Raw genomic sequence first — 20,449 nt, forward strand, 5'->3', positions numbered from 1 at the left:
AACAGTATGAAAATACAAAAGCAAACTACGATTCTTTTAGTATCAGGAATCATTTTTTCCACATTATCCACTCACGCTGAAACAGGACCAACTGTCGCGGATATATTATCTCACAACCCAGATCCTGCCATTCTCCCCTACCTCTCAGGTCTCGAGTTTATGGAACAGGCAGAACGGAGAAGTTTATCAGAGGAGCAACTAGCCACTTACCGAGAGAACTTCCAGTTCAATATAAACACGTTACCCGACCTAACCCCAGCCGAACTTAATATAAATCAAGAAAACTTATTTTTGTCTAATCAGAGAAAGTTCTGTCCATCTTCTTTATCTAACTGTCGCTACTTGCTGTTTCAATGGAACCCTAACGAACAAATAGATAGACGAATTTATAACTCTGTAAATGCCTACAAACGTCAATTAAATAAAGCGACCCCTGAAAATAAGGCAGATCTTCACACTCTAGATATTCAGTACAAAGCTCAACTCAAAGACACGCTAAAAAACTTTGCGCCCTCAGTTAAAGTCAATATAGATATCGCAAACCGTGTCGTATCAGATGTTTTAAGTAATTGGAATCTTAGCTATTTCTATGAGCAACAAGCGTCTAATGTGCCAGAGATTGAACAATATTTTATCGGGCGGCAAGTTTTGCGCGCTAGTTATGGCTATCACAATCGAGATCGAGAACTTGCCTACGGCGACGACAACATCATTTCTGATAAATGGATAAAACGCGTCAGAGAGTATTCCTGGCAGAAGCCTATACTACAGTACCTAAAAGTTCCTGCTCTACGAGCACTGATGGCTACAACTCTTCAAGTATATGAGGAAAACTATGGAACATCAGCAGCTGAAGACTTTTTTGCAAGGAATGCTCATAATGGCCCCAAACTTTTGGCAGCTACTTACATCCTGTTCAATCAGTTCGAACAAAACTATCTTCCTATATACGATAAAAGCACACGCAGTTTGGTATATCTACCACCATCACTAAGAGCGACTCAAGCGACCATTGAGATCATTAATAAAATAGAATCTGAGCACGCTATTGGAGATCTCTCAGGTTCTTCTTGCTCTGAGGACAACAAACCTAACTCGGCCACAAACATAGAACTCAAAGATAAGACCTGGTCTTATGTTAGAGAGCGCTGTTTTGTTAGTCAGCTAAAAAGGGACAACAACAAACTAGAACAAAGAAAACAAATGGCAATAGGTCAAAGAATATCCGACCTACAGTCCCGCACACCCGACGAACTAAGCAAGATATTGGAATTCGTTTTTACTATTTCAATGATGATAGATGGACTATCGGCTGGTTTCGAAAGCTTGATCGAACAAGAAGCAATCGACTTAGAGCTGGGCGAAGGCAGTTTTCTTGCTGAAGAAGGTCTCGCCGAAGAAAGCTTGATCGATGACATTTTTGATGAAAACGAATCACTACAATGCAGCTTATAAATTTGGAGTTTAATATGAAGTCATTTATAACCACATTATCATTAGCTATATTTTCACTCAGTTGTTTTGCTCAGATTATCGAGCATCCCCCCTACACGCCGGATAACTCAGATTTTCATCAAATCTTTGGGGACTTAGCACGCGAATATCAACAGGCTTATGTCGACGCTTCACACTTAAGAGATCTCAGTATAAAGAAAGTGAACGGGCAATCAAAACCAGATAGCTCGCACGCAGCAAGAGTAAAGAAGCTCAATACAGGTCAATCCACTATTGCTATTGGAGAATTATCTACAGAAGATGGTTTCTATGATCGACAGATATCTGTCAGTGGTAAACTCGATCTCAAACCTAAAGCCCCTCTTGCTGGTGCAGCGGCAAATCCAGATACACGCTACTCCAATGCAATAGCACCCGATGAGCTCGATGAAAGTATTCTATCTCCAACAGGACGTATCGACGATTCAGAGTTTAAAATCGCTTACTCTACCAGACAAAAATTAAACGAATGGCGCATGACTCGACAAGCTGAAGGAAGACAATTGGGTAAAGCGAAACTTAAAGTCACCATTAATCGCGAACGATGTCCAGATTGTCGAGGCGCTCTTCGACAACTTGATGAAAGAGAGCCTGACTTAGACATCGAGATACATGAAATCGCTGACGACTTTGGAGCACAAAAAAATGTATGGAAAGATAAATGGAAAGAGTTTAAAAAAACTTCCTGTCAATAACCGTAAATAATGTAGTATCACTCAGGCAACGTCTCTTTTTGCCTGAGTGTATAGAGTTTTAAAATTCAACTTTTTCTTTTTAACAAAACATTATTAGACTTACTAAAAATAAGACTTTAACCTATAAAAACCGACAAAAAATCCCTTTCTTTTTTTGCTGCCATAAAAAATTAACAAAGTATTCTGTATACAATAGTCGCTCTTATCTATAAATTCCCGACAAAAAGTTAAAAAAAACAGGCGTTATTGCGGTATTAATGCACAATAACGCTTCCATTAGTTTTTCTAATCCATAACCTCATTTTTTTTAGTTTGAGAAAATCATTCTCAATACACGATAATTTCTGTGCAGGTCATCACATAACTTTCGCAACATGAAAGTTGATAAGAATAATAACAAGGATGATCACGGATTAAGTTAGTACCGTGAAACGTTCGTTGCCAATGCAAGGTAGCAACTGATACTTCAGGTTTTCGTAAGTGGCGATGAGGATGTGTCCAGAACTTGAACTGTCAGCCGTTTCTGAGTGCCAACTACTTTTGTTTTTACTTAGGTAAAATTTTAGTTAACACATAGTTTTTCTGATGAAATTCAGAAACAAGAAAAAATTACAGGGAATAATCTAATGACTAGATTAAACGCAATCGTAGCAGCAATGACAGTAACTTTATCTACTGCGACAATTGCTCACCAGAACACTTCCACTCCTTCACACTTTAAATTGTCTAACTCTAACCAAATTGAGCGAGTAGAGATTGACGGTCGTGAATTCTATCAATATGACGATATGTTAGTTCTTGCTGATGATTCAATCGGCCCACGAAAAATGGATCTAACTAAAAATAAGTGGACAGATGGAAAGGTTTATTACACTTTTGATCCAGCGGTGACTCAGGAAAATCGTCAACGCTTTGTAGAAGCAACAAAAGTGTGGGAAAGTGTCGCTCAATTAACCTTTATCGAAGACGCTAACGCTACCAACCACATTTATGTACGTAATGACAACAAAAACTTTGCCACAGTTGGCATGATTGGTGGTCGTCAAAACCTGTCGATGAATAACTGGGAAGTGCTTTATATTATCGTTCATGAGTTAGGACATAGTTTAGGTATGTGGCATGAGCAGCAACGTGCTGACCGTGACAACTACGTCGAAATTAAAACCGAGAACGTTAAGCCAGGCGAAACTCATAACTTTACTGCTCGTAATACCAGCACCGATGGTGATTATGACTTCCTATCTATCATGCACTACGGCTTAAAAGCTTTCACTACTAACGGTGAACAAACCATTGTGCCCAAAGCAGGATACGAAGAATACAATAACTTCGCAGGTCAACGCAGCTACATCAGTGGCGGCGATCAGTGGAGTGCAGCTTTACACTACGGTGCAAAGATCATCAATATTCCTGATACTCACTTCAAAAATTACCTGGTTGGTCAGTTTGATACTAATGGTGATAACGAAATTGACACATTAGAAGCGGTTAAAGTAAAAACCATTAACACACCAGGAAATGGTCAAATCACTTCATTGGAAGGCTTACAGTATTTCCGTCACCTGCGCACATTGAATGCAGCTAACGAAAGTATCAGCAGCTTGCCTGAATTGTCAAAACACATCCGCACGGTTGATCTTTCTTTCAACCAAATCACCGACGTTGACACTTCGTGGGGTTTTTCTCCATTAATCTCTAGTCTGATTATGAATAACAACCCTCTGGATGCTTACTCTTGTGCCAACATTGAGTTTTTGCAGGGAAGTATTTCTACCAACGGTGTTGTTTATAATCCTCTGGCAAATGGAACCAACCTGAGCTGTATTGGTGAAGACAGAAATGCATTAGTTAGTGGAAAAGTAAAAGAAGACTTACGCTCTAAAGGTCCTCAGACTTACAACATTGATGTATCAGCTGATGACACTCGACTGGTTGTTGAAACCTCTAATCACGGCGACAAGCTAGAAGGTGTGATGGACGTTTATGTTGCGTTCAATCGTCAACCTTCTGTTACTGACTTTGACTTCCGCTCAACTCAACCTCAGAATGATGAAAGCATTACTATCAATTCACCTCAAGAAGGTCGTTGGTACATTCTGTTAAGCCCGGTTGGTCGTTCATTCGAAAATGTTGATCTGGTAGCAACTTTGTTCCAAGACAAGACTGACAACAGCAAGTTATTGAACAATCAAGCTGTCACAGGTTTAACTGCTGCACAAGGCGAAACGCTTGAGTTCACTATGGAAGTACCTGAAGGTGCCAGAGACTTATCTTTCGTGCTGTCAGGTGGTGACGGAGATGCGGATTTGTATGTTCGCCACAATGCAAAGCCAACAGCCACACTCTATGACTGTCGTCCATGGTTGAACGGTAACAATGAAACTTGCAGTTTCTCTACTCCAAGTGCTGGTGTATATCATGTTTCTATCACAGGTTATAGCGCCTTTAGTGGAGTCAGCTTGGTGGGTTCGTATAATGAAAACACACCTCCTCAAGGCGGCAGCTTAAACGAAACGCTTTCGGGTTCTGCAGGACAGTGGACATACTTTGAGCTGGAGATTCCAGAAGGTATGGCAAGTCTTTCTGTTAACATCAGCGGCGGTACAGGCGATGCAGATTTATACGTTCGTCCAGGCGCTCGCCCTACACTAACGGAGTACAACTGCCGACCTTACCGCAATGGTAATGCAGAAAGCTGTGCGGTATTAACGCCTCAAGCCGGTACCTGGTTCATTGGCATCCGTGGCTATAGCAGTTACTCTAACCTAACGTTAGATGCAGAGTGGAAGCCTTAATTTACTAAGCTATCTCTCTCATACTAAGCGGACGCTATCCAGCGTCCGCTTATTCCCTCCCCACTTATCATTGAGTGCGATTTTTTTAATTTTTCTCCATCAATATTACCCTGTTAAAAAGTGTCATTAATACGGCAGCTTGCCTATAATGAAACGGATAAGAATGAAACAAAAAATTCTGATCCTTTCAAAAATGCCACTAACTGAGATAATAACAGGTCCTATTTGTGTTCATTGTTTTTCGCAACTTTGTTGCACTCAGCCTTCTCTGTTGTCTGTGTTTTTCTGTCCTGGCGAACGACAAGGATAGCCGCGCCATTGTCATTGCCGAAAATGACTGGAGTAGCCAGATCATCCTATCCCATATTGCAGGGATCTTGTTAGAGCGTGAAGGTTATCAGGTTGCCTATCGCCCAACCGGCACAGCTCACCAATTTAAAGCCATCGCTCGAGGCCTTATCGATATACAGGTAGAAGTATGGCCTGGTATCTTAAACAAAGATTTTGAACAGTTAGTCAGTAGCGGCAACCTTATTGATGCTGGCACTCACGATGCAAAAACTCGAGAAGAATGGTGGTATCCACTGTACGTCAAAGAGCTGTGCCCTGGATTGCCTGACTGGCAAGCTTTAAAGGATTGTGATGATCTGTTTATGACTCCCGAAACAGCCCCAAAAGGACGATTCTTAGGTGGCCCCTGGAATCGATTGGATCAAAAACGGCTCGATGCTCTTAATCTTAACTACACAATAATCCATGCGCCTCATGCTTCAACGCTATGGTCAGAACTCGCCGCGGCTTATGCCCAAAAAACTCCCATTATTTTGTATAACTGGCAACCGAATTCGATGCAGGCTGTTTATGAAGGAGAATTTGTGGAATTTCCAGAACATCACCCCGAATGCAATACGCAACCCGAATACGGCGCCGATCCACAGCAATTTTTTGATTGCGGAAATCCTAAGCATGGCATATTGAAAAAAGCCGTCTCGTTGGACTTGTTAAAGCAATGGCCTTGTGCAGCCGAAATGATCCGTCGCTTTAATTTTGATAATCGATCGATTGCTGAATTAAGTCATCAGATGGATGCTCTTGGCTTTACCCGCAAAGAAGTCGCACACAACTGGATCAATCACAACGAATCAGTATGGCAACAGTGGCTCCCTGATAAATGCCAACAACAGGTTAAACAGTGATACGTCAGTTGCTCGCATACTTCCTGCCACGTTGGAATATTATCAATAGTCTATTGGTACTACTCATGTTGATTGGTACCATTACGTTAATAGCTTACTTCACCCTACTCTCAGTTAGCCAACAGTACTCCCAGCAAATCTACCCTCACAGTAATCGGCTGCTCTTAATCAATGACATTGTATTGCAGTCCAATACATTAGCCGATTACCGCTTTATACTCGCTAACGAAGTCGATCAAGACAAACTACTGTTGAATAGTTTAAAGTTTTTGGATGAGGTAGAGAGATTTCGCAATCAAACAAAAACCTTGAATCAAGCGTCAGACGATAATCAAAAACTGGATATTCAACCGTTCATTAATGAGCTTGAACGAGCCATTCGCCAACTGGATACTTACAACGCTCAACGCATTGCTGTTCGCCATCAACGCAAACAACTGATCAAAAGCTACTTAATGCAATCCGAGAAGCTTCATCAAATGATCAGTCATGACGATCTTCCCCACAATGATGAACTCCCCATACATCATCATCTATTGTCACAAGTTGATCATATCCTTCTATCCACTAGCGACGGTGAAAATCCTCAATTGTTTTCGTCACGTAAACAATCGGTAGAGAGCGAGCTCAGCCAATTAATTTCTCGTTACCAACGAGAAGGCAACGAAAGTGCCAGTCATATTTTACAGCGAGTTGCACACCTTCTAACAGGCAACGAGAGTTACTTTCATCAAGTAGCGTCGCTGCAAACTCTTAACGCTAATATCAAACAGCTCAATGCTGAACTTGATGTTATTCTGCTTAAATTAAATGTCGCTATTAATGACTACCAACAACAACTCAATCAAATAATGGCAACACAGTCTAATAGACTTATCCAAAACATTCTCAGCAAAGAGAGGCTACTCATTACGGTACTTGCGTTCAGTATTATCATCAGCATTGGGTTAATTTTTTATGTCCAACGGATCCATATTAATCGGCTTAACCTGCTAGACACTCAACTAAAAACCACAATTGAACAGCAACAACCTTTTGCTAAAATTGAAGGTGATGACAAGATAAGTTCCATTTCTATCTCCGTACGACGGCTAGTAAGACAACAAGAGTTACATAGAGCTAGCCTGATTCGAAAGTCCAAAATAGAAGCCGCTCTTGCTGCTATTTCTGCCAGCATGGTGGGCCGTCACCCCCTTCAACTTAAGTACGCTATCAACGACGCGCTCAAATCTCTCTCTCATATTGTCGAGGTTGATCGCGCCTACATTTTGCTTTACACCGAGCAACGGCGGCATCTAATTTGCACCAACGAATGGGTTCGTCCAAACTGCCCATCCATAAAGAAGACCTTCAAGTTTCTGCCCACTCGCTCTTTGGTGGGTGTAGAGCAAGTCCTTCATCAACATAACAACTTGATCATCAACTCAATTGACGAACTGGATACAGGTGATCAATTAAAGCAATTATTCCAACAACACCAGGTAAAGTCGGCGTTGCTGATCCCTATTATTTATCGTGGTCAGGTATGGGGCGGTGTGGGTTTTTCGTCGCTGATAACAGCTCATGAATGGAAGCTCGACGAAATTAAAGATCTGCAACTAGCCGTTGATATTTTGGCAAATGCACTTGAGAAACGAAAAATAGCATTGGAGATGGCTCAAGCTTTGAGAAATCCGCTCTAACACCATTAGACTCAACAACTTATCATCACAATACAGAGACTTTTATCAATGGCTCTCCTTTTCAAAGAGAGCCATTCTATTATTTACTGCTTACGCTTAGCTTTTAATAAGCTTCTTAATGTTCCCCGTAAATCATCCTCCTCCTCGCGCTCATTACTTACCCAGACGGAATAATAGAGAGCATCACGGATCTCTTTGATTTTTTCTACATAGTCAGGAACATCTTCAACACTTACATGGTCTTGTTTAGACTCATAAGAATGCTTCACTTTAAACTCACGACCTTCGAAATCTACCTTTCTTTGGTATTTCATTGCATCGTTTTCTATTTGGTAAGCATTGGTATCAATATTCCAGTCGATCACTTCTGGAAATGACATACTCACTTCTTGCTGAATTCCAATGGCGTGATAATTAGCAAGCGGGAAGTTCCTGCTAACCACTTCGGGCTTGGCAACATAACTCGCGATATAATCACCATAGAGAGGAGTTGTTAATCGCTCTTCACTCAAATCCCAAAAGTCCTTGATGATAAAGTTCTGCTGCACAGTCAATCGATTGCCATCTTGATCATCAATCAATTGGATGTCACCTTCTCTGGCAATACTTGGGAACTGCTTGGCATAGTAATTAGTATAGTCTTTTGCGAAGTTTTCTTTACCCTTGCTATCCAGACTGGCTCGTACAGACTCTGCTTTACTGCCACTATAAACATAGGTAATCGTTAATTTAACGGCATCCTTGTAGTTATCGGCAGAGAAAGCTTCTTTTATCGAAACCATCGAACGCATCGCATCATTAAATTTGATAGGCGTTAGCGTTCTGGAGTCATCACTTATTACCAATGCCTTCTGAAAGTTTGACGCAGTAATATTGTCCAAACTGCCATACTGGAAGGTCCGAGTGCCATCAATCCAATAGTCTTTCCCATCTAGCTTGATGTAGCTAATAACGTGATCGAATGCACCTGGTTGAGGGGTAAAATCTTCAATCCCCTTGCGGGTAGAATTAGACACTAACGCCGGATAAGCCTCAATTCCATTAAGCCTCAGTAGCTCATTAATCAAAGAAGTCTTATCTTTACAATCTCCAAACTTTCTTTCAAAAACCTCATCCGGATGGGTAGGTTTATGACTGTTAACGCCTATTTCAATACCAAAGTAACGAATGTCATTCTGAACAAAACGAATCACCTTTTCAGCATATTCTTTTTTGCTCTTACTTTGAGCTTTCCAGGTAGCAGCTTTTTTTAGTAGCTCTTTGTTCTTAATGCCACTGAATGAATAGAGTGGTTTAGCCCAGTCAACAACTTCTCCCCAGTTTTTATATTCAGTGAATCCCACATAAGCATAGGGATCAAACCAGGCAGGTGCTTCACCTTCATGATATACAGCAGGAACATTTTCTCTATACAAAGAGTATTCAATGGAATTGTCGGAATGAGTAATACGCTTAAGCTTCGCATCACTGTTAAACATTTGATGCTCTAACTCTCGATCAGTCAACAGACGGATATTAGTTTGATGGACAGGGACCGACCAGTTAAGACTAAAAGCACTGAATTGCGCTTCACCATACACAGGGTTTCTTCCATTAATAGTGAAAGCGTACTCAACGATATCCCCTACCTGTATGTCTTCTAGCAATACCATAGCGGTTACATATCCGTTGTACATACGGCGAGAGATCTCTTCTTCTCGTTGAACGAGTCGAATATCAGAGGAGCGCGTACGATCGAGCAGTTTGCCATTACGAGTAATACGTATGTAATGCAAATAGAACTTTTGATAATCTGGTTGAAAGCTGATTGAAAACTCAGAGATATTTTCTAAACCTTGTTTAGAAACGGCCTGGAACGCATACCGCTTGTAGCGACCATAGTCATTTTTATTGATATAAACCTGAGAATCAGATAGTAGATATGCAACACTCTGATCATGTTTGCTAACATCTTTAGATTTGAGCGAAACGGGCTTCACCCATGGTTGGGCATCGTCGATGTAATAAGAAAAGCCATTGCTCTGAATTTGCTCTGACCATGCAGAAAAACTCATTAAAGTAGCCGATAAAAATAGGCAACACTTTACCATTGAGAGATAAGATTTCATTTAGCTTGCTTCCTTTCTTATTAATTCATAAGCTTTTTGAGCATCGCTATGCCCTTGCTCAACAGCTAGCTCTATCCAATATTTAAAGCTCTTTTGCTCACCTTTGTACTGCTTTATCTTTTGCGCTAACAAGTAAGCACCATGTCCCTTTTGAGTTTGTCGGTCAACACGAGCAAGAAGTTGTTTAACTTGTTTTTCTGTTTCTTTCGATGAATCAAGCGACCAGAAAATACGCGCCAACTGTACGGTGGCATTAATGTTACCTAACTCTGAATATTCAAAAAGGGAATCTACAAGAGTATCTAAGTTATCATTCTCACCTTTCTGTAGATAAATCTCTGAAAGCAAAATATGAGAAATCTGCGTTGGCTCTTCATATAAATTGATGGTCGACAAAGCCTTGTCGAGATTTCCGTTATTTACATGATCCATTGCGACAGCGTTTAAAGTGTGAGGGTATCTATTTTTTAAGTAGGTTGCTTTGGTAATTTTTAGAATGTTTTCTTGCGATAACAGACCTGAAATCCCCGAATATACCTGGCGAAGTAATTTCGCTAATGAAAAGTAGCGGTATTCAAACTCGCCGGTTTCCGTATCCATAACATGATACTGCATAATGACTTGCTTGTTATGTTCCACATAAACGCTATCAAGGATCCGATAGTTGGCCCCTTCTAGTAATATTTCTGCGTCAAATAACTCTCGTATTTCGATGGGATACTCAAGAGAGTCTCCATTGTTATCTTGTAACAAGGACACCATCAAATATCGCAACTTGTCTAATAGATTGCTCTCTCGTTCGCTGTCATCATTTTCACACTCAGCCATAAAAGCAATAGCAGTAAGACTGGAAGGGTTAATTCGATAGGCATCTTCATACAAACGGATATTGTCAGGCGCACACATCTTTGCCACATCAACACTGTGAATTTGGTTCACTAACTTCACATAAGAAATAATGGTGCCACTATCCGCTTGATAAAAATCATCTATTTGTTTCTGCGTTGAGGATAAAGTGGGGGCTTCAATTGCCAAATGGCGTGCTTTTTTAGGTACAGAAGCGCAACTCGCCAAAAGAAATACAACAAAAAGTATAAGAAAACGTCTCAAAATAGACTCTCCAGCTATAAAATAAAAATTCTAACTAATTGAATTTAGGGCAATAAGGTCTCGACTGAAACTGCCCAGCAACCAGTAAATTCCGTTTTTACCAGCGCTACCAATAAAATCGGTGCCATTATACCGTCTGATGACACCATATCAAGCGTATTCACAGTTCACACATCTACTACTAAAGAAGTAAAATGTGGGCATATTGAAACAAAACCTGCATTCTGCACTCTAACTACTTTGTCTATTCAATGAAACGTAAGGTTGTTATTTTGAATACGCACACCCCCATCAATTGCGACTTGCACGACTATATCGAAATTGCTTGTACATTTGGCTACGAAATTGCCGTCGAATGTGTCAACGGAAACAAGTGGATAGGCGTTGCAAGAGATACGGGAAATAATAAAAACGTTGGCGAGTGGATTACTATCAGTACCGAAAATGATGAGCAGCGGAATATTCTACTATCATCTATTCTCCACATTGTTGTGCTGACAGAGCAAGCCAAGTTTAAACGACTTATGCTCAGTCCTAGAGAAAACGCTCACGTCGAACACTAGGTTCACTTGGGGGTAAGCTAACTGAGGGATAACTATTAAGTAATTGGTAGCTATCGTTTATGCACTCAGTTGGCTTACTCTCTGGTGAGTTATGATTTTTTGCCGACTTAATTTCCGATGAGAGCCAGTAGAGGTTCCTTTAATATAAATCCGTAGATAGATATAAAGAAAGCCATCCAAGCGATATTCTTCCAGGTTAGCTGGTCATTCTTGTGACCATCAGGATCACCACAAGCCATATTGATGGCCCGTTGAACCTGGTACATAACCGCAGGAACACCAAAGAAAGAAGCAGCCCACAAAGCTACCACAAGTTCTGGTGATCCCAGATTTTGTTCCACGACACCCACAAATGAGCTCACAAGCATAAGTGCGATCCAAATGGCCGCAATAAAACCAGCAGGAAAAGTGAGTTGATTGCGACTCTTCAATTCCATTTCATCTTGTATTTTCCCCACCAAACTGACAATAAAGAAAATTGAAAATATTGCCCTACCTAAAGGCAACATCGATATATTTTTTGCCTGGCTGTAATGATCCCAGTTTCGGTAAAACCAATAAATGGGATAAAAACCAACGGTAAAGAAATACATGATGAGAAACTTCCTCGTTGATACGACATAAAATGGAGACAGCTCGTCCCCTTCTTGTATGTCGATTAAAGAAGATTCAGGTGTTTTATATACATTAGATTCAGACATAAAGTTCCTTATTAAGACAAAAATATACGACGTCCATTGCTGTTATTAAAAAAAGAATTATCCTTTATTCTTTTGAACCTGCCAGCCCTTCATTGCTATTCAAAGAAAGGCTAGCAGAATTTAGCATCCATTATTAACTAAAACGTTTAATACCTACGGCTTCTTTCAGTGACTGGATAAAAGGCACACTGATTTCACGCGCTTTTTCGGCACCTTTCTGCAATACCGCTTCAATTTCTGCAGGATTTTGTACCAGTTCATTATAGCGTTCGCGAGGTTCTTTTAGTTGTTCGTTGATAAGTTCAAACAACTGCTTCTTCGCCTCACCCCAGGCAATCCCATTGGCAAACTCTTCACGCATGGCAGCCGTTTGCTCGGGAGTAGCAAAAGCTTCCCACAGCTGGAAGACCGTGGATGAATCAGCATCTTTTGGCTCGCCTGGCTCTAATAAGTTAGTTTTGATCTTATTGATATGCTTACGCAGCTTTTTCTCTTCCAGGAAGAGCGGAATGGTATTGTTGTAGCTTTTGCTCATCTTTCGACCATCCAGGCCCTTCAAAACCGACATATTATCGTCGACAACCGCTTCTGGCAGCTCAAACATCTCACCATAAATGTGGTTGAAACGTCCTGCGATGTCTCGAGCCATCTCTACGTGCTGGATCTGGTCTCGCCCAACAGGGATCTTATTAGCGTTAAACATCAAAATATCCGCTGCCATCAGTACAGGGTAACTGTACAAACCCATGGTCACGGCATAATCCGGATCATTACCATCTTGAGTATTTGCATCGACCGTGGCTTTATAGGCATGAGCTCGGTTCAACAGACCTTTTGCAGCGACACAATTCATCATCCAGCAAAGCTCAGAGATTTCTGGAACATCAGACTGGCGATAAAAAACCGCTTTATCAGTGTCTAGACCAAAAGCCAGCCAGGTTGCGGCAATGGCCAGAGAGGACTCATTCACCAACGCCGGATCTTGGCATTTGATCAGTGCATGAAGATCCGCCATAAAATAGAAAGACGACTTATTATCATCCTTAGAGGATTCAATCGCTGGGCGAATCGCCCCCACATAATTTCCTAGATGAGGAATACCAGTACAAGTAATACCGGTTAAGTATTTTTGTTTTTTCATAACCGCTCTGCAATTTGGTTAACTGTTGACCAGTTTAGCGAGTGCTGCTGTTGGCGCACAGCCACTTGCTTAAGACTCATAAGGCTATTTTAACATCCATGATGAAAGATTGCTGCTGTTATGAGTACGATTAGGCAGTCTCAAAGTTGATCTGTTCATTCATGGCTTCTTAACATGGCTCAAGTTTCAGTCATACTTATTTTCAGCTTTAGAGCTTGGTACTAAACCGATGACCACAGAAAAAAGAAGCCCTATATAAGGAATAAAGGTCAAAAGACAAAACCAGCCCGTGACATTAATATCGTGTAGTCGCTTAACCTGCATCGCCAAAATAGGCCACAACACCAAGAGATTAATAATCAAAAATGCCACCTCACCTAAATTCAGGGCCTTATTTAAGAAATAAGCAAGGAAGCCTAAAATAACAAATGGCAACACACCTACTAGCCAGTATATTTTCCGGCTACATCGCCCTTTAACATTTAAATAGAAGAACTTAAACATGGATTACCCTCTTGTAGCCTATTCATATAGCAGTCCTAGCATGGGAACCATGCCAACGGAGGCTATTCAAAATTCTGTGTCACATGATTGAAGCGAATACACTTCGCTATGCTCAAGCGGTTACCGACGGCGTTATTCGACGGTAACCGAGAGTCTTTTCATATTAAGTAAAATGGAGTTAAAGATCCAGGCATCGCTCAAGCCGACCTTCAAAATGGACAGCCATTTGCGAGAGCATCAGGTTCCAGTTCTGTATCGGATGCGTCCATTTTTCAGAGACATTAAGCACGCCAGCATAGATGAGTTTCAGTAAACTATTTTCGTTGGGGGAGCCGCCTTTTGTTTTGGTGAGCTTGCGAAATTGACGATGCACATCCTCCACCGCGTTGGTCGTATAAATCGCTTTTCTCACGTCTCCCGAATACTTAAAATAAACGGATAAATTTTCCCATTTATTACGCCACGATTTGATGACCAGGGGATATTGTTTTCCCTATTTTGTATCTAAATCATCTAAGGCGATTTCAGCAGCGTGTTTGGTCCCCGCTTTGTAGACGGCTTTTAAATCCGACATAAACGCTTTTTGGTTTTTAGACGCCACATACTTCATAGAGTGACGTATTTGATGGATGATACACAGTTGTACTTCAGTGTCAGGGTAAATCATTTCTATCGCCTCAGAAAAGCCCTTAAGACCATCGACGCAAGCTATCAGAATGTCTTGAACACCTCGATTTTGTAAGTCAGTTAAGACATTGAGCCAGTAGTGCGCACCTTCCGCGTCTAACAGATACAACCCCAGCAATTCTTTCTTGCCTTCTATCGTTAAGGCCAAAATGGTGTAAATGGCTTTGATAACATAATGCCCGTTTTCTCTGATTTTATAGTGAATCGCACCGGGCCAAAACCATAGGATAAATCGGGTCGAGATCACGCTCTCACCAGGATTGTAATTCCTGTAGTAGCTTATCCGTAACAGCATTCAGTGTGCCGTTGGAAAACTCAATATCGTAATAGTCTTTTAAGTGCTCTCGATTGCTTTGGTAGCTATTGCCATGAGCATACAGCGCGAGTATTTTTCGTTCTAAATCTTCCGTTAAATGGGTTTGATTTTTCTTAATAAGTTGAGGTTTAAATGAACCGGCCCTATCTCGAGGTGTGTCTAACTCAAACGAGCCAACCGGTGATTTTGTCGTTTTCTTGCTGTAGCCATTCTTGCGATTCGGTTCAGGAGCATTTTCTAAATGCTTTTCCTGCTCAGCTTTTAAGGCGGCTTCGGTGAGCTGTTTGATAAGCGGTGTGAGAAAGCCGTCTTTACCACTCATTGGTTTTCCCGCTTTCAAGTCTTCAAGTGCTTGATTTAAATCAAATTGGATGTCATCTTTTGCCATGAGTCATCTCCTCGCATGCCTATTTTAAGGAAATGACACAGATTTTTGAACACTACCTGCCAACGGTAATACCGCTTAGAAAGAAAAAGTGATAACAAGCTAGCACACCGAAAGGTTAAATGAACGACTTCCTTTTAAAGTCTACTTTATTGTAGTAATAACTAAAAGCATATACCCAATAATCTCATACAGACCATCGAGTATATTTTGAAGAAAATCCAATGCCTTGATAACCAACAACAACTTCACCAGCCTTCCATCCTTTAACGGCAGTATTACTAATTTATTTTCTCCATTAATATCAAGCCATTACTATTCTTACTATGCCTCATCAGTTTCAATACTATATTTTTCCATCATAACGAAAGAGCTCGATAATGCTGCTATAGAGCCAATAATGATGTCATATAAAATAGCCGTTATTGAATAGACGCTTAGGCTAATCACTTTGAGAAAAAGAAGTACAATAAACCAAGCCACGATTGCGGCCACAACCGATAAACATACCATCCACATTATTTTGATTGAAGGTCTATTTCTCATTCATAACTTAATTCTTAATGTATTTATAATGACTGCTCTCAACTAAATTCGAAAAAATTTAAGCGCACGCTCTAAAATATAAAAAGCAAGGCTGTGTTAAGAGCGAGAAAAATCAGCAAATAGTTTCTCGCTCCTTCTTTGTATTTTCACCCTACAAGTCTTTAATCGATTAAGATTATTTTAGTGAGTATAGTTTACTTCTGCATTTTGTAACCTATTCTTAAGAAAATCTAACGAGTGTTGCGATACTCTTGTCATATCCATATTAATACGCCTTACGTGTTGTAAAACTGTTTCAATACTTGGAATATTTCGCAGTATGTTAATCGTCGAGTCATCCGTAGAGCCACCGCTTAAGTCCACTTCTACAACAACTCCGCCCTCTATTTTCAAGCTGTATTCCGGGCGAGAATTAACGTGACGAAGTAGCATAGAAAACACTTCAATATCATTTCTTTTCTCAAACTGCCTTGGTAGCTCAGGTCCAGCAAGATGAATGGTGTTGACTTCAAACCAATACTCTGACTCACTTTTGACAAATACAATTGGCTTTTGAGATCTTAGCTTTAAGCAAGCTTCTTTCAATATACTAACTCTACTTTCAAACTCATTATTCAATAGTGTATCAAAACTCTCTTCGTTTTCTGGCAAACAAGCAAATTCGTATTGTTTTTGAAATTCCTGAACTACTAGCCAGCGTTCATCCCAATGAGTTTCATCTATATCGAAGTGCTGTTGCTCGTCGTAACTCTCTAGTTCCTCTATATTTCTGGGGTAATGAAATGGAGTTATGGCCTTACATGGAAACACGGCTATCTCACCATCATCGCTGCATCCCACTATAAACACCTGACGATACCCATCAGAGAGGTCCATCTCGCTTCTTTCGACTTCTCCTTTGATAAACTCGTATACCTCTGACATTTTATCCTCTTATATTTTTTAATATGTTAACTTGCTTCTATATAAAACAAGGTTAGTAGCAAATGCAGGTTTTGTTAAAAACCCTGCTGGAATTATACCGAAAAGCTCCCAGCTTAATCGAAACAGAACAACTTGTTCTCCTCATCTTCGACAAGTTCGTGTTCCATTAGGTACAAGTCAACGTCAAAAAACCACTACCGAAATAGGAAAAATTATGCATCTAACGGTTGAATAGTGTAGTTACCAAACGAACAAAATGGCTATTAATCGAACATATCTAAGTGACTTACTTAACATCCTTGCGCCATATTTATGGAACAAGCCTATTTTACATTCTTGTTGAGGCCAGTTAAACAGATTCCCAATAGTTGGGCTAATCTGCCAACAACCACTCCTTGATAAACACTTTCAAATTGAGTGTTTCTTTAGGATCAATTGCACCCAGCTCATGATCAAATAAATATACCTGCTCTCCTGACTCACCCTCTCTTATACAGTAGCAACTTCCACCACCATTCCACCCAACAGCAAGTAAGTTATTTGCAAACGGTTCATCCCAGTCCTCTTCTTTGTAATCTCGTGCAGACATTGTCGCTTTAATAATGGTATCTGCATCGCAATATATGCCCGACTCATCATCGTTTGTAAGCTCAGAAGGCAAATCAGCTAAAAACTGCCGATATAAAGAAGGGATTTTTATCTTTAACTCTGATTCAACTTTCACTAAGTCTTTCTCTTTCATAATTTAATCCTTAATGTACTTTACAGTAACTGCTCTTAACCAAATGCAAAAATCTAAGCACACGCTCTAAAACATTATAAAGTTCAAAGTATCATCAAGCCCCTGTCACAGGAGGGCTTGTTGATAAAACACAACATGTATTACTACTCTTCCCTTTTTCCCTCCCTTTCCTTTCGATATAACAAGTACTGAAAAATCCAATAACCTAAGGCCTGAGTAGAAACGAACAAAACATACCAGGCAACGACTTTTAAAACACCCAGATCCATGCTCCACCTATCTAAGGCATAGCTAAACGAGAAAACCAAAAAGTATGAATAAGCAAGTACAAAAGCAGTCCTTTTAATCCCACTCAACCAAGCCAAAACCAGCAAGAAAAAGCTTAATAGTATAATTATTTTTATCTCAAACATGACGTTTTCCAATTCGATTATACAGGAGTATCTCTTGCTTTGAGTCTCTTCATACTGTAAATGGGGAGTAACTCCTTGAGAGTTTCGGATATTTGATAGTATTTCTTGTGAAAGACCTTACTTTTAGACTGCCTATTTATAATAGAGTCAACGATAAGTAATGTTGGAGACACTGTTACCCCTCTAAAATACTTGAATACTTGCAAGCTAATCAAACCATTCAACACCAAAAATTCATTGCTATTATCAATAGCCTCGAGACTTATGTTTGGTGTTAACTTTTTAGAGCGAATAAAATACTGAGATACGCCTTCCGAATACTCATGATTTAAATCATCTAATCGAATTTCTCTGAGAACATTAAAGTACTCTGAGCTATTTTTTAGCTTGGTGTAATAGCTACTTATCAAAGAGTAAAGCTTGAAGTCTTCGGGCAAACAGGACAGCAAAAAATCTTGAACACCTGATGCTTTTATTGATAATTGACATTCTTTGGTGACACCGTGCCGCCTCCACTCTTTTGTAGAATAAAGTGGTTTTTTCATGGCAAACTTCCATACAATTAAATATTTTGAGCAATAGCACTCCTGCAATCTCTGATGAAATTACTTTCCATTATGCTATGCATGAATATGTTAAAACAGGCTCTACATTCCCTTTATTCAGAGCAAACTATTCCAAATGCAAATATCATTGATACTATGTTTTATTAGTCCAAGTTTATTCAACCTCCTTTTTTATTGTTTATCAGCACTGACAGAGTGAATAGGAACAAGGTTATTCACTCCTCATCCCAACTGGAGTTGTTATCGACCCACTTAATAGCATACCAATACCAAAGTGCAGGTACTGCAAAAAGGCCTCCTTGAAAAAAGACGGGCTCAACGAATCCATAAGCAATACAGACAAAGCAAATAGCAACACTCAAAGCCATAAATGCTAATGCAGTGACTTTAGTTTTAATGCCATATAGCCCCCAATAAACAAGACCGGGCATATTATCTTTTCTTTTCATTTAACAGTTTCCTTTAGTAACGTTAGACAGCTCTACTAAAGAGAGCTATCTAACTTTGGTATCATGCAGATAGCTAGAGTTCTTCGGCTTGTAAACAAATAGCATACAAGCCTCAAACCATTGCTCTCCTTGAACTCCCAATCAACCTGAAGCAGTCAGATGTTTATTCGCATATGACCGCTTAGCACCGAGACTCCCACTCTTCAGATTATGCTCACTCATAAACCGTCATAACTAGAAAAAGACATTTTTAGCATACTGGAACAGCATTACTAGCCCATTCAGGATAATCAATTAGCAACGGTAAAATATCTTTGTCTGAAAGGCCATATTTATGTGCATATTCGACTGAAAAATATCAGTAATATACTTAAACTAAATTATTGCAACTTCTTCTTTAGCATCCATTTTTCTGTAATATCAGGAGAAACAAATGCCATACGGCTTACTCCATGAGTAACACATTCAATCACTCTATTGTCCTCTATCATTATGGAGAAAGTGAGCTTCTTTTGATTATAGTTCCTCGAGAGTACGATACTGACTTCTTTTAATTGCTTAATTAGTAACTTTGCTTTTAGCTCCTGAATCTTCATCATAGCAAATACACCAAGCTTAAATAACAATCACTAACTCTGTCACTATTCCACTTAACGAACATTATGACTAAAAGGGGAAGCTTAGTTCCCCTTTCGTAATACAATGCTAAGCTAGATTTATTTCCTTATCTTGAAGTAGCAACTCTTTTAACTTTCCTATTCTCCTTTTGTTTTCATCATACAGAGGAGATATGTTGCTGCTGCAACTCTATAAGTACCATAGAGTCTGATTGTTAAGAAAGTATATATCATAGAAGCATATTAGGTAGTTGTGCCTCACTAACTTCACTTCAGCTTTTGCAAACGGAGAAAAGTCTGGAAACCCATTTTGTTAAACTTTACGCCCGAAAGATGTGTCTCACCAGCGTATTTGTTATTAATAGGTTTCCTGTCATCGATAAGCTTAGTTTCACTCTTTGTAACATTAGCACCCTAAGACAGACTAAAACTTATACGATTCCAACCAAGTCCTTTAAATCAGACTCTGAACATAATCCAACCTTTCTGTTTTTTAGATTCCCGTTGTCATAAAGCAACCATATAGGACTACCAAATTGTCCAGTCAATTCAGGACACCAATTAGAATTTTCGTCAAAATCCTCAAACGGTCTGATACCCAAGTTAATTCCCTTGTTTTTTGCGAAACGCAATGCCATTTCTATCTCTTTGCGGTCAGGCGTACTCCACACTGCAAAGAGCAGTACAAGCCAAACACCTTCGCACAAAAAGCCTTCTAGAGTAGACGGGCTCATTTCTAGTGCTCTGCAATTTTTAGGCTCATCAAAAAGTTCTACATGGTACATATCATCTTTACGTTTAACGTCGTAGCTCAT

At 39.9% G+C, this 20,449-nt stretch carries 17 protein-coding genes and 1 pseudogene; 6 read left to right on the forward strand and 12 right to left on the reverse strand.

The window, feature by feature from the left end; translation table 11 throughout:
* Positions 1-6 precede the first annotated feature (6 nt).
* The 5 genes from NH399_RS04465 to NH399_RS25820 all read left to right on the forward strand — a co-directional run bounded on the left by NH399_RS04465 (position 7) and on the right by NH399_RS25820 (position 7,862).
* Complete coding sequence (locus NH399_RS04465; RefSeq protein WP_253037266.1) at positions 7-1,455, forward strand: hypothetical protein; 1,449 nt, start codon at positions 7-9, stop codon at positions 1,453-1,455.
* 14 nt (positions 1,456-1,469) lie between these two features.
* Positions 1,470-2,189, forward strand: a complete 720-nt coding sequence (locus NH399_RS04470; RefSeq protein WP_253037267.1) for a hypothetical protein — start codon at positions 1,470-1,472, stop codon at positions 2,187-2,189.
* A 626-nt stretch (positions 2,190-2,815) separates the two neighbouring features.
* Positions 2,816-4,984, forward strand: coding sequence for a pre-peptidase C-terminal domain-containing protein (locus NH399_RS04475; RefSeq protein WP_253037268.1), 2,169 nt, complete (start codon positions 2,816-2,818; stop codon positions 4,982-4,984).
* A gap of 227 nt (positions 4,985-5,211) precedes the next feature.
* Entirely contained in the window at positions 5,212-6,180 is a 969-nt protein-coding gene (locus NH399_RS04480; RefSeq protein WP_253037269.1) for an ABC transporter substrate-binding protein, read from the forward strand.
* Positions 6,177-7,862: a GAF domain-containing protein gene (locus NH399_RS25820; RefSeq protein ID WP_253037270.1), complete on the forward strand. Its 1,686-nt coding sequence runs from the start codon at positions 6,177-6,179 to the stop codon at positions 7,860-7,862. The genes NH399_RS04480 and NH399_RS25820 overlap by 4 nt, the downstream gene beginning before the upstream one ends.
* Positions 7,863-7,945: 83 nt before the next feature.
* Here NH399_RS25820 and NH399_RS04490 read toward each other — a convergent pair whose 3' ends face one another.
* Complete coding sequence (locus NH399_RS04490; protein ID WP_253037271.1) at positions 7,946-9,970, reverse strand: DUF3857 domain-containing protein; 2,025 nt, start codon at positions 9,968-9,970, stop codon at positions 7,946-7,948.
* Positions 9,971-11,080 (reverse strand): hypothetical protein, encoded by a 1,110-nt coding sequence (locus NH399_RS04495; RefSeq protein WP_253037272.1) that lies wholly within the window; start codon positions 11,078-11,080, stop codon positions 9,971-9,973.
* A gap of 251 nt (positions 11,081-11,331) precedes the next feature.
* On the opposite strand from NH399_RS04495, the gene NH399_RS04500 reads away from it, so the two are divergent.
* Complete coding sequence (locus NH399_RS04500; RefSeq protein ID WP_253037273.1) at positions 11,332-11,643, forward strand: Rho-binding antiterminator; 312 nt, start codon at positions 11,332-11,334, stop codon at positions 11,641-11,643.
* Between the two features lie 107 nt (positions 11,644-11,750).
* Here the strand turns inward: NH399_RS04500 and NH399_RS04505 are convergent, their stop codons facing one another.
* The 10 genes and pseudogenes from NH399_RS04505 to NH399_RS04550 all read right to left on the reverse strand — a co-directional run bounded on the left by NH399_RS04505 (position 11,751) and on the right by NH399_RS04550 (position 20,449).
* The gene (locus NH399_RS04505) at positions 11,751-12,344 is read right to left on the reverse strand and encodes a hypothetical protein (RefSeq protein ID WP_253037274.1); all 594 of its coding nucleotides are present in this window, start codon (positions 12,342-12,344) and stop codon (positions 11,751-11,753) included.
* Positions 12,345-12,477: 133 nt separating this feature from the next.
* On the reverse strand, positions 12,478-13,485 hold the full coding sequence (locus tag NH399_RS04510; protein ID WP_253037275.1) for a tryptophan--tRNA ligase: 1,008 nt from the start codon (positions 13,483-13,485) through the stop codon (positions 12,478-12,480).
* Between the two features lie 186 nt (positions 13,486-13,671).
* A complete protein-coding gene (locus tag NH399_RS04515; protein ID WP_253037276.1) occupies positions 13,672-13,989 on the reverse strand; it encodes a DUF805 domain-containing protein in 318 nt (105 codons plus the stop codon).
* 178 nt (positions 13,990-14,167) lie between these two features.
* Positions 14,168-15,380 (reverse strand): annotated as a pseudogene (locus tag NH399_RS04520) (IS256 family transposase).
* Positions 15,381-16,103: 723 nt separating this feature from the next.
* Positions 16,104-16,847, reverse strand: coding sequence for a hypothetical protein (locus NH399_RS04525; protein ID WP_253037277.1), 744 nt, complete (start codon positions 16,845-16,847; stop codon positions 16,104-16,106).
* A gap of 373 nt (positions 16,848-17,220) precedes the next feature.
* Entirely contained in the window at positions 17,221-17,589 is a 369-nt protein-coding gene (locus NH399_RS04530; RefSeq protein ID WP_253037278.1) for an SMI1/KNR4 family protein, read from the reverse strand.
* Positions 17,590-18,019: 430 nt separating this feature from the next.
* Positions 18,020-18,547, reverse strand: coding sequence for a hypothetical protein (locus NH399_RS04535; protein WP_253037279.1), 528 nt, complete (start codon positions 18,545-18,547; stop codon positions 18,020-18,022).
* A 236-nt stretch (positions 18,548-18,783) separates the two neighbouring features.
* The gene (locus tag NH399_RS04540; RefSeq protein ID WP_253037280.1) at positions 18,784-19,017 is read right to left on the reverse strand and encodes a hypothetical protein; all 234 of its coding nucleotides are present in this window, start codon (positions 19,015-19,017) and stop codon (positions 18,784-18,786) included.
* Positions 19,018-19,397: 380 nt separating this feature from the next.
* Positions 19,398-19,616, reverse strand: coding sequence for a hypothetical protein (locus NH399_RS04545; RefSeq protein ID WP_253037281.1), 219 nt, complete (start codon positions 19,614-19,616; stop codon positions 19,398-19,400).
* Between the two features lie 449 nt (positions 19,617-20,065).
* Complete coding sequence (locus NH399_RS04550; RefSeq protein ID WP_253037282.1) at positions 20,066-20,449, reverse strand: hypothetical protein; 384 nt, start codon at positions 20,447-20,449, stop codon at positions 20,066-20,068.

This window comes from Pleionea sp. CnH1-48 (assembly GCF_024124665.1).
Classification (GTDB): Bacteria; Pseudomonadota; Gammaproteobacteria; order Enterobacterales; family Kangiellaceae; genus JAMXSB01.